This is a genomic window from Methanobrevibacter curvatus (assembly GCF_001639295.1).
GTDB classification, from domain to species: domain Archaea; phylum Methanobacteriota; class Methanobacteria; order Methanobacteriales; family Methanobacteriaceae; genus Methanoflexus; species Methanoflexus curvatus.
Genome location: NZ_LWMV01000206.1, coordinates 1 through 11,875, shown reverse-complemented (window position 1 = coordinate 11,875; position 11,875 = coordinate 1). Strand labels below are relative to the sequence as shown.

Here is an 11,875-nt window from a genome sequence, read left to right as displayed (position 1 = left end):
CTTGTGATAAAAATAGTCTCTAATAAAAAAAAAAAACATTAAATTAATTTTATTAATTTTAAATTACTAATTTTAATTTTTAAAAATGATATTGAAATTAAAAAATTGAAATTTTTTAAATTATATGTACTTTCAAAATAATAAAAAATTTTAATTTAATATATATAATAATTTAATAATAAATAATAAAATAATGAATAATAGAGTAATGAATAAATAATAGAGTAATGAGTAAATAATTGAATACTTAATAAGTAATAAAATTTATATGATTACAAAAATGGCAAATAAATATAAAAAATAGAAATAAATGAGGATAATATGATAACCAAAATAGAAGAAATCCAAGAAATTAAGGCACATTTAGAAGAAAATGATATTACATTAACTGAATGGTTATTTTACAATGCACATATAAGAATTCAACAAATTGAACATGAATTAGAGCAAATTAAAAAAGAATTAAAGGAAAAACCTGGTTTAAAAGCCATTAAAGATGAAATAGAAGAAATAGAAGAACATAACAATGCTAAAGAAATCAGACATGGTTTAAAAGAGATAAAGCAAGAGTTAGAAATAATAAGAAAAAAATCATAAAATAATTCATATTATAAAACAAGGGATTAAATGAGCACAATAGAAAAAATACTAGAAAAATACAATACTAGCGAAACAGGTCTTGAAGATAGAGAAGTTGAATTTAGATTAAACAAGTATGGAGAAAATACTTTAAATGAAATTAAAAAAGATCATCCCATTAAAGTATTTTTAATGCAATTTGTTGATATTTTAATAATATTGCTTTTAATAGCTGCTGTTGCTGCATATTTCATTGGCGATTGGATAGATTCTGTTGTAATATTAATTGTAGTTTTAATAAATGGTATAATTGGATTTATACAAGAATACCGAGCAGAAAAAGCTATGGAAAAGTTAAAAAGTTTAATTTCAGCTGAAGCTGTTGTTAAAAGAAACAATAAATTAATTAAAATCCCTGCAAAAGAGTTAACAATTGGAGATATTGTAGCCATTGAAGAGGGAGATAAAATCCCTGCTGACATTATTTTAATTGAAAGTTCTGATTTGAAAATTGATGAATCATCTTTAACTGGTGAATCATTACCTGTTCACAAGAATCATGAATATAAAGCAGATTTTGATTTAAGTAAAATAGAAAGTTCACATGATGATTCAGTAAAATCAAAAATAGCTTACATGGACTCATCAGTAGTTAATGGGCGTGGATTAGGAGTTGTAATAGCTATTGGGATGAATTCATCCATAGGCAAAATTGCTACAATGATTCAAGAAGCAGACACTGAAACTCCACTTCAAAAGCAAATTGCAAGTTTAGGAAAAACCTTAGGATTAATTGCAGTTGTAATTTGTGTTTTTGTTTTTATCTTGCAAATGGCATCTAAAGGATTTATTACAAATATAGACACAATAACAGAACCATTTATGACAGCTGTGTCCTTGGCTGTTGCAGCTGTTCCAGAGGGTCTTCCTGCTGTTTTAACCTTAACTCTTGCCTTAGGCATGCAAAAAATGGCTAAAAACAATTCAATTGTTAGAAAATTATTGGCTGTTGAAACCCTTGGTTCATGTACTGTAGTTTGTACCGATAAAACTGGAACCTTAACCCATAACAAAATGACTGTGGTTGATAACAGATTAAACAACAAAAAGAAAGCTTTAGAAATTTGTACATTGTGTAATAACTCAAGTGTTAAAGATGGTAAAGAAATTGGAGACCCAACCGATATTTCTGTAATGAACTTTGCTGAAGATAATAACTATGTAAAAGACAGTTTAGAAAAAAAACTTCCAAGAATAAAAGAAATAGCTCTTGATAGTTCAAGAAAGAGAATGACTACTATCCACAGAAATATTGAACAGAATAATGAAGGCAAGAAACATGCCAACATAAAAGTATTATCTAAAGGTGCACCAGAGATCATGTTAAACTTATGCTCTCACATAGACAATGAAGGAGAAATCGTAGAATTAAATGAAAAATTAAGAAAAGAAGTAATTGAAAACATGCACCAAATGACAAACTCAGCTTTAAGAGTTTTAGGCTTGGCTTACAAAGAAATAAATGATGATTTAGAGGCAGAAGAAGAGATTCATTTTACTGATGAAGTTGAAAAAGACTTAATTTTTGCTGGTTTAGTTGGAATGATGGACCCTCCAAGAAAAGAAGCCCAAAAAGCTGTGGCAGCATGTAACACTGCAGGAATTAAGGTGGTTATGATTACAGGAGACCATCAAGAAACAGCTGCAGCTATTGGAAGAGAAATTGGAATATTAAAAGATGGAAAAATCTTGACAGGTAGTGACCTTGATAATTTAAATGATGATGAGTTTAATGAAATTGTAGAAGATGTTTCTGTTTATGCAAGAGTATTTCCAGAGCAAAAAGTTAGGATAGTTAAAGCACTTCAAGGAAAAGACAACATTGTCTCAATGACTGGTGATGGTGTTAACGATGCTCCAGCACTTAAAAATGCTTCAATTGGAGTTGCAATGGGAAGTGGAACAGATGTTGCAAAAGAAGCAGCGGACATGATTATTCAAGACGACAACTTTGCCACAATAGTTAAATCTGTTAGAGAAGGAAGGAAAATCTATGATAACATTAAAAGATTTGTAAAATTCCAAGTTTCTACTAACATTGGAGCTATTTTAACCATTATATGTGCATCACTAATGTCTCTGCCTATTCCATTTAATCCAATCCAAATATTATGGATAAATATAATGATGGATGGTCCACCAGCCCAATCTTTAGGTGTTGAAGGTGCTGAAAAAAACATTATGAAAAGACCACCTGAAAAAGGCAGTATTTTAAATAAATATTCCCTTTCACACATTGTAATTGCTGGAGTGGTAATGGCAATAGGAACTCTTGGAGTATACCTTTACGAGTTGTCTTTAGGAGGTTCAATTACAAATCCTACAGAAGACATTAAAATCAAAGCAATGACAATAGCTTTTACTCTATTTGTGGTTTATCAAATATTCAATGCACTGAATGCAAGAGCAAAATCCGATGAAAAGAACAATTTTTTCTGGATAGCTATTTTAGCATCTTTTGTAATGCAACTATTGGTTGTATATCTCCCATGGTTACAAGGAATATTTAGAACAACTGGATTAGGAATCATTGATTGGGTAATTATTGTAATTGCAGGTGCAGTAATCTTTGTTTCTGACAAAATCATGAAAAAAATAATTTTAAGAGGATGAAATAAATTAAAATTAAACACTTATTTTTTTCCTTTAATTCTTTTTTAATTATTCTACATTAAATTGTTGGCATTATTTTTATTTAATAATTTACACTAATTTCCACATCTAATTTAACTCTTCATTATTTAACTTTCTATTATTTTATTATCAATTTAAGACATTTATTATTATTTATATTAATATTTATTATGTTTATTTTATACAATATTGTAATTATTCTTATAAGCTTCTATTTTTTAATGATTTATTAATTAAATTAAATAATCATAATAAATATTTTTTTATATAATAAAATTATAAATGATTATTTTAAAAATTAGATATAATATAAACTTATTTTTTAAAATAAATAAATATTTCAACAAACTATTAATTCGAAAATTTCTTTCAGGACTGTAATTAAATTTATTTAATGTTTTTTACATGGAAATATCAAGATTTTCTTTATTAAATTTAAAATTGATTCAAATCAAAGCAAAAATACTATTGAAATTTAAAAAAAAAGATATGAATAATAAACATAATAATTAAAAATGTATAAAAAAAATATAAATTTCTCTAAAAAACATAAAATGTATAAAAAAAAATGCAAGTTCTATAAAAAAATTATAAAATTAATTAGAAAATAATACTATAAATGGTAAATATAAAATTAATATATTTATTAAAAAAATTAAAAAAATTAAAAAATGTGAAGTTAATGAATAAAGAAACAAATAAGAATCAAAGAAGAATTCTTCTAATGGGTGGAACAAGTGATTCAATATCTATTTTAAATATGTTGAAAGAATCGTTTCCAGATGTATTTGTTTTAACTACTACCACAACAGACCATGGAGCCAGAATAGCTAAAACCATTGAAATTGGAGAAGTTGTTTCACGATCTACTTCAGATAAAACATTAACAGACTACATTAAAGAATATTCTATTAATTTAATCCTTGATGCAAGCCATCCATTTGCTAAAAACGGAAGATTAAGTGGAATTGATGCTTCAAAAAATACAAAAATAGATTATATTAGATATGAAAGACCTTATTTAGATATAAATGGGTTAAATTTAAAACATTTCGAAAATGTTTTCATGGTTGAATCTTTTGAAGAAGCTTCAATTATAATATCTAAAAATCTACCTAATAATAAAGTTTTTCATTTGGGAGGGGTTTCAACATTAAATCAAACATTAAAATATTTAGATCCAAAAGATGTCTTAATTAGAATACTTCCACACAATACATCAATCCAAAAAGCAACTGAAATGGAAATAAATCCAAAGAATATTATAGCTATTGAAGGAAAATTTTCTAAAAATTTCAACAAAGCATTATTTAAAGAATATAATATAAATGCAATTATAACCAAGGAAAGTGGAATAGCTGGAGGATTAAAAGAAAAAATAGAAGCAGCTGACGATTTAAACATATATATATTCTTGGTAAAAAGACCAAATATCAAAGAGCTAAATGGTAAATTAATTATAAATGATTTAGAAGATTTAAAGGAATTAATAAAAAAAGTTAAGATGAGAAAAGAGTAATAAAAAAATAAGTATTAACGCCGAGACTGAGATTTGAACTCAGGCGGAGAAATCTCCACAGGATTTCAAGTCCTGCGCCTTACCAGACTAGACTACCTCGGCAATAGATTAAACAAATATATCAATCAAACTAAAAAAAAAATATGATTTTGTTTTGAATTTTTTCAAAAAAAAACTTATAAAAAAAAAGTTAACTTAAAAAATATTATAAAATATTTAAATATGAAAAAATATTATAAAAAATTTAAATATGAAAAAATATTATAAAAAATAAATTAAAATAAGTTAAATAGAACAATTAACTTTTAAGTTCTATTTCAATACTAACATTATCTGGGACATTAACTTTCATAACTTGTCTCATAGCACGTTCATCAGCACTAATTCCAACAAGCCTTTTATGAATTCTTAATTCCCATTTTTCCCAAGTAGCTTTTCCTTCACCATCAGGTGATTTCCTTGTAGGGACAACTAATTTTTTTGTTGGAAGTGGAATAGGACCAGATAAGTCAACACCAGTTCTCTCAGCTATTTTTCTTAACTGATCACAAACATAAGATAATTTTTCTGGGTCAGTTCCTGTAAGTTTAATTCTTGCTTGATTCATTTAATTCCTCTTAAAAAATAAAAGAATAAAAATAAAAGAAAGAAGGAATAATCCTAATTTCTAAAAATAAGTTATCAAACTTATTTAGCTGGGAGAATATTAATACACATTCCAGCAGCAACGGTTTGACCACTGTCCCTTATAGCAAATCTACCCATAGGACCAATTTCACTATATTTTTCAATAACCATAGGTTTTGTTGGTTGAAGTTTGACAATAGCTGCATCACCAGTTTTTAAGAAGTCTGGGTTTTCTTCAGCTACTTGACCAGTTCTTGGATCTAATTTTTTAGATAACTCTAAGAAAGTACATGCAACTTGAGCTGTGTGGCAATGGAAAACAGGAGTGTATCCAACAGTGATAACACCAGGGTGTTGTAAAACTTGAATTTGAGCATCAAATTGTTTTGCAACTGAAGGTGCATTACTAGTGTGTCCTGCAACATCTCCTCTTCTGATATCATTTTTACCGACACCTCTTACATTGAAACCAATGTTGTCTCCAGGTTCAGCTTGATCAAACATCTCGTGATGCATTTCTATAGATTTAACTTCTCCAGAAGCTCCAGCAGGTTCAAATATAACAGTATCAGCTTTTTTCATAAGACCAGTTTCTACTCTTCCAACAGGAACAGTTCCTACACCAGTGATGGAGTAAACATCTTGAACAGGAACTCTGAGAGGTAAGTTGGTTGGTTTTTCAGGAGCTTTTAATTTATCTAAAGTAGGAATTAAAGCATCTCCTTTATACCAAGAAGTATTAGGTGAATTTTCTTTAATGTTGTCTCCTTCAAATGCAGAAACAGGTATAAAAGGAACATCTTTATATCCAACAGTGGCTATTAAAGCAGATACTTCATCTTTTAATTCATTGAATTTATCTTCTTTGTAATCAACTAAATCCATTTTATTGATTGCAATAACTAATTGGTCTATACCTAAAGTTCTACTTAAGAAAACATGCTCTTTAGTTTGTGGCATTATACCATCATCAGCAGCCACTACAAGAACTGCAGCATCAGCTTGAGATGCACCAGTAATCATATTTTTAACGAAATCTCTGTGTCCTGGACAGTCCACAATTGTGTATTCGTATTTAGAAGTTTCAAATTTTTGGTGAGCTAAATCTATTGTAACTCCTTTTTCTCTTTCTTCACCTAATTTATCCATAACAAATCTAAATTTGTTTTCACCTTCATCTAATTGCTGTTCTGCAATTGCACCAGCTTGTAATAATAAGTGTCCTACAAGAGTAGATTTACCATGATCAACATGTCCAATAAATGCTAAATTGATATGTTCTTTTGCTTTTGCCATAATATAACCTCATTTATTTATCATTTAAATGATAATTTACAACACAACTTTATATAAATTTTGCAAATACTTTTGTAAATTTTTGCAAATACTTGTAAATTTATCATGTAAATTTATATAAAAACCTAATATAAAAATTTGCATATAAAATATTTGGATAAAAAATATTTTTGATTAAAATAATATATTTACTAAAATATTTATATATTATAAATTTATTTTACATATTTATAAACTTAATTATACAATTAAATAAAAATAATAAAATAGAACAGATTAAATTATAAATTAAAATTGATAAATTAAATTATAAATTAAATTGTACATTAATTAAAAATTTAAGTACAATTAAAAGTTGAAAATTTGAAATTAAATTTTTAACTTGAATATATATATTTTTTAAGATATATATATCTAATGATTTTTTTTGAATAAAAAATATGAAAAATTTAAACAAATAAAAAAATTTAAACTAAATTTGAATTAAATTTGAATTTAAAATTTAAATAAAAAAATAATATTAAAATTTAAAAAATAATTTAAAACATTAAACAATAAAAAGAATTATTATTTAATAAAATAAATTATCCTAAATAATAATCAGCTGAGAAAGGTTCAGGATTAAGACCTTTTCTTTGTCTAATTTCCCTAATAATTTGTTTTTGTAATTCTTGAGGTAATTTCTCAAAACCAGCATTTTCTGTAGACCATAAACATCTACCTTCAGTAGCCGATCTAATATCACCTGCAAAACCAAACATCTCAGCAACAGGAACTTTACTTTCAATAGTTGACATATCGTTTTCTTGATCCATATTAACGATTTGTCCTCTTCTATTCTGGACTTCGCGAGTAGCATTACCCATGTAATCTTGAGGAGTATTGATAAATACTTTTTGAATAGGTTCAAGTAAAGTAGGTTGTGCCAACATAATAGCACCGAAAATAGCTTTTCGTATAGAAGGTAAAACCTGAGCAGGGCCTCTATGAACAGCATCTTCGTGAAGTTTAGCATCTACTAACTTGAATTTTAAACCTAAGACTTTTTCATTAGCTATTGGTCCAGAATCAAGTGCGGATTCAAAACCTTCAAGTAAGAGTTCACGAACCTCATCTAAGTATTGAATACCCCTGGTAGCATTAATAAATAAGCTTCTACCATAAACATCCCATACTTTACGAGCTTGTTCTTTTTCTAAGCCATGCTCAATAAAAGTATTTGCAGATTCTTTACCTTTAACTCTTCCTTCTTTAATTGTACCTTCAATTATTGCATCGTAAATTGAAGGTTCAACAGGTTCAACTTCAATATAGAACCTATTATGTTTATTAGGAGATTTACCTTCAACAGGTCCAGCTGTGCCTGAAACAGTTTCTCTATAAACAACAATAGGTTCTGAGGTTGTAATATCTACACCTTTATCTTTGATCCTATAAGTAATGATTTCTAAGTGAAGTTCACCCATACCAGACACTAAATGCTCACCAGTTTCTTCATTGATTTCAATTCTAATAGTTGGATCCTCTTTAGCAACTTGACGTAAAACTTCAATAAGTTTAGGTAAATCTTTAGTGCTTTTAGCTTCAACAGCAACTGTAACCACAGGTTCAGAAATATGCTCAATTCCTTCAAACTCTTTGATTTTTCTATCTACATCACAAATAGTTTCCCCAGCAACAGCACCTCTTGCACCAGTAATAGCTACAATATTTCCAGCAGGAACCTTATCAGTATTAACTCTTTCAGCCCCAAAGAATACACCTACTTGCTGGGTTCTTGCTTTAGCATGGGATCCTACAAGGAAGACTTCACTACCTTTTTCTATGGTTCCACCGTATACACGACCAGTAGCTATTTCTCCTGCATGTTTATCAACACTTACATTTGTAACCATAACTGCTAAAGGACCATCTGATTCTGTTTTAATCATGACTTGTCCTTCTTCACTTTCAATGTCTCCATCCCAAATTGTTGGAACCCTGTAAGCTTGAGATTCAAGAGGGCTTGGCAAATGTTCTACAACCATACCAAGTAAAACATCGGTAATAGGTACCTTTTGAGCTAACTCTTTTTGTCTTTCTTCATTACAGAAATCAATAATATCTTTAAAGTTGATACCAGACTTTTGCATAATCGGAATGTTAATAGCCCAATTATGATAAGCAGACCCAAATGCAACAGAACCATCGGTTACATCTACTTTCCATTGGTCTCTCTTATCTTTAGGTGCCATGTTCTTTATAAGTTTATTACTTTCAGCAATAATCTTTAAGAACCTATTTTGTAATTCTTCTGGTTTTAATTTAAGTTCATTAATTAATCTGTCAACTTTATTAATAAATAAGACAGGTCTAACATTTTCTTTTAATGCTTGCCTAAATACAGTTTCTGTTTGAGGCATAATACCTTCAACAGCACATACAACAACAACTGCACCATCTACAGCTCTCATTGCACGGGTAACATCCCCACCAAAATCAACATGTCCTGGAGTATCAATTAAATTAATTAAATAATCATCACCACTGAATTTGTGAACCATAGATACACTTGCAGCATCAATTGTAATTCCTCTTGCTGCTTCCTGTTCATCAAAATCAAGACTTCTTGCATCCCCTGCTAAATCTTCAGACAACATTCCTGCACCAGCAAGAAGGTTATCGGATAAAGTAGTTTTTCCGTGATCAATGTGTGCTACAATACCAATGTTTCTAATAAACTCTGGTTCATACATTAACTCTTTAATCCGGCTAATCATTTTGTCTCGTCTACTCAAAATATCACCTATAAATAAAAACGAATTTATATCATAAAAAAAAATACTTTTAAAGCTATTTCTTAAATATTTTTAGAAAAATAATAAAATTATTATAAAATTTATTATAAATGTCATTATTAAACTTTATTATAAACCTCATTGATAATATTATAGTATTATAAATTTTCAATAAAAATTAGAAAAGCTTTTTAAATTAAACTTTAATCAAACATCTTGTAATTCAAGTTAAAAACTTAGCTCTTATTTAAAAAAAGTTTGTTTTATTTATGAGCTACTCTATTAATGAGCTGCTCTTGCTACTCTTTCTTTTTCCTCTTTTTTGCCTATTGCAAAACTTCTTGTATCATATTCAGAAGCAAGGATAATTTCATCTGCTAAGCATTGACCAACAGATTTTTTATTTTTAAATGCAGATTGTAAAGTTCCTCTAGTTAAAAATCCTAAAGAAAGATCAACTCTTCTTTGTGGAGAAATATCGACTGCTACTTGGTATCCAATACCACCATATTTAATTCTTGTAGTTTCTTCACGAGGAGATGTATTTTCTACAGCTTTAACAAAAACTTGAACAGGATTTGCTTTGGTTCTTTTATTAATAATTTCAAAAGCTTCTTTAACAATATTGTAAGCTTTATTCTTTTTACCTGCATTTCTTTCTGTTCTCATGAGCTTATTCATTAATCTTTCTACAACAGATACTTTACTTTTTGCAAACTGTCTTCTAACATGTCTACCTAAAGTATGTGGAACTAATTTATCCCCTAAATAAATATAGTTTACTAAACCTAAATCTTGAACTTTAATGTCTTCACTGTCCCATTTATCAAATAATTGAATCATAAAAATACCCCTTATTAAATTAAACCTTTCTAAAAATCAAATCTTCTAAAAATCAATCTATCTAACAGGTTTTTCTATTTTTCCACTAACCATCTGTTCTAAAGCAACATTGTTAACTTTACTAACTTTCCAACGAACACCTGGAATATCTCCCATAGACCGACCAGAAGGTCCACCAATACCTTCAATCATGACTTCATCGTGTTCATCAATAAAACCAATAGCACCATCACCTGGAGCAAAAGCAGTTAATTGCTTTCCATTTTTGATTAATTGAACACGAACACATTTTCTAATAGCTGAATTAGGTTGTTTTGCTTCAATACCTACTTTTTCTATTACAATTCCTCTTGCTTGAGGAGAACCTTCTAAAGGATCAGCTTTAACATCTAAACGTAAAGCCTTCCTCTTATAATCCACATCTTTCCATTTGAAATTCTGTCTATTCTTTTTAAGTTTTTTTGCTGCAAATAATCCTGGCATAATAAACCCTCTAAAACATTTTTTGTAAATATTTTGTAAATAATTATTACATTAGTAAAACAAATATACTGTTATCTTGAGATAAGTATTAAAATTAAAAGCGCACACAAATCATATATTCTAAAAAATAAAGATTAAATACATTAAGATCATTAATAGTTAAGGATTATTAACATTTAAAGACTATTAAATAATTAAAGTAGAATATATGTCTTATCTAGTATTTAATTTGTAAAAAACCAATAAACATTTAACAAATTAAAAAAGTAATATAAAATTACATTTAATCAATAAGATAAAATACTTAAAAACTCTAAGAAGAAAACAAGAATAAAATTAATTGTTATACTCTTAAATAAAATTTATAAATGAATAAAAATTCATTAGTAGCTAATTTCGTTGATTAAGATAAAATTAAAAACAAAATAATAGTTAAAAAAAATTAAATAAATCAATTTTTCTATAATCATAGCTATTATAAAAATATATGAGTTTTAACCTTTATAAACTTATTGATTTTTGATTAAAAGGCATTGTCAAGAACTTCGCTGATTTTTTTTCAATTTTCTTTCATTCCATTTTCTTTCTCTCAACCTGCAACGGGTATCAATCCCTTTAATAATTTTAGTTCTGCGTTTATTGTGTTTAGGGTTTGTTTTTCCAAACATGTTTTCGCAGAGATTGCTTGTTTTTGGTACATTATCGTCTGTTAAATGGAGTGTGAAAGTTTTAAAATAGGGAATTACTTTTTTTTGTAATTGGTTTTGAATAAATTTTGGAAGGTTGTCAAATTCTTTTATAAACCAGTTTAAAGATTTTGTTGCTTCATCGTAGGATGGTTGATTAAACATTAGCATGAATTTCTCAATGTAGTAGTTTACAAGGTATTTTTCGTAAGATGATACTTTGTTTTTCTTTTTGTATTCTTTGAATGCATTTTTAAATGATTTTCTTGTGTGGAATAGGCACCATTGGTGTTTAAATCCTAATTTTTCTACTATAGGTTTATATTCTGTTTTTAAATCTGTTGTTATGGCTATTTTCTTTTGGTTAATGA

At 27.8% G+C, this 11,875-nt stretch carries 8 protein-coding genes, 1 tRNA gene and 1 pseudogene; 3 read left to right on the top strand and 7 right to left on the bottom strand.

All coding sequences use genetic code 11. The annotated features are described in order from the left end of the window. Positions 1-321: 321 nt before the first annotated feature. The 3 genes from MBCUR_RS08550 (at position 322) to cobK (ending at position 4,792) form a co-directional block, all read left to right on the top strand. Positions 322-597 carry a hypothetical protein gene (locus tag MBCUR_RS08550; protein ID WP_067092495.1) on the top strand — a complete coding sequence of 92 codons (276 nt, stop codon included), beginning with the start codon at positions 322-324 and terminating at the stop codon, positions 595-597. Between the two features lie 39 nt (positions 598-636). Then, on the top strand, positions 637-3,252 hold the full coding sequence (locus tag MBCUR_RS08545) for a cation-translocating P-type ATPase (RefSeq protein ID WP_067092496.1): 2,616 nt from the start codon (positions 637-639) through the stop codon (positions 3,250-3,252). 703 nt (positions 3,253-3,955) lie between these two features. Continuing rightward, the gene (cobK, locus tag MBCUR_RS08540) at positions 3,956-4,792 is read left to right on the top strand and encodes a precorrin-6A reductase (protein ID WP_067092494.1); all 837 of its coding nucleotides are present in this window, start codon (positions 3,956-3,958) and stop codon (positions 4,790-4,792) included. Positions 4,793-4,810: 18 nt separating this feature from the next. On the opposite strand, the gene MBCUR_RS08535 is transcribed toward cobK, so the two are convergent. The 7 genes and pseudogenes from MBCUR_RS08535 to MBCUR_RS10620 all read right to left on the bottom strand — a co-directional run. Continuing rightward, positions 4,811-4,894, bottom strand: a tRNA-Ser gene (locus MBCUR_RS08535). Positions 4,895-5,090: 196 nt separating this feature from the next. Continuing rightward, entirely contained in the window at positions 5,091-5,399 is a 309-nt protein-coding gene (gene rpsJ / locus MBCUR_RS08530) for a 30S ribosomal protein S10 (protein WP_067092493.1), read from the bottom strand. 80 nt (positions 5,400-5,479) lie between these two features. Continuing rightward, complete coding sequence (gene tuf / locus MBCUR_RS08525; protein ID WP_067092492.1) at positions 5,480-6,715, bottom strand: translation elongation factor EF-1 subunit alpha; 1,236 nt, start codon at positions 6,713-6,715, stop codon at positions 5,480-5,482. A 584-nt stretch (positions 6,716-7,299) separates the two neighbouring features. Continuing rightward, on the bottom strand, positions 7,300-9,492 hold the full coding sequence (locus MBCUR_RS08520) for an elongation factor EF-2 (protein WP_067092491.1): 2,193 nt from the start codon (positions 9,490-9,492) through the stop codon (positions 7,300-7,302). Between the two features lie 282 nt (positions 9,493-9,774). Continuing rightward, positions 9,775-10,335, bottom strand: a complete 561-nt coding sequence (locus MBCUR_RS08515) for a 30S ribosomal protein S7 (protein ID WP_067092490.1) — start codon at positions 10,333-10,335, stop codon at positions 9,775-9,777. Positions 10,336-10,392: 57 nt separating this feature from the next. After that, positions 10,393-10,818, bottom strand: a complete 426-nt coding sequence (locus MBCUR_RS08510) for a 30S ribosomal protein S12 (protein WP_067092489.1) — start codon at positions 10,816-10,818, stop codon at positions 10,393-10,395. A gap of 536 nt (positions 10,819-11,354) precedes the next feature. Beyond that, positions 11,355-11,875: pseudogene (locus tag MBCUR_RS10620) on the bottom strand (hypothetical protein); the annotation flags it as partial.

Coding starts and splice junctions, on each gene's coding strand:
- rpsJ (WP_067092493.1), bottom strand. CDS start 5,399: ATGAATCAAGCAAGAATTAAACTTACAGGAACTGACCCAGAAAAATTA.
- MBCUR_RS08510 (WP_067092489.1), bottom strand. CDS start 10,818: ATGCCAGGATTATTTGCAGCAAAAAAACTTAAAAAGAATAGACAGAAT.
- cobK (WP_067092494.1), top strand. CDS start 3,956: ATGAATAAAGAAACAAATAAGAATCAAAGAAGAATTCTTCTAATGGGT.
- MBCUR_RS08515 (WP_067092490.1), bottom strand. CDS start 10,335: ATGATTCAATTATTTGATAAATGGGACAGTGAAGACATTAAAGTTCAA.
- tuf (WP_067092492.1), bottom strand. CDS start 6,715: ATGGCAAAAGCAAAAGAACATATCAATTTAGCATTTATTGGACATGTT.
- MBCUR_RS08550 (WP_067092495.1), top strand. CDS start 322: ATGATAACCAAAATAGAAGAAATCCAAGAAATTAAGGCACATTTAGAA.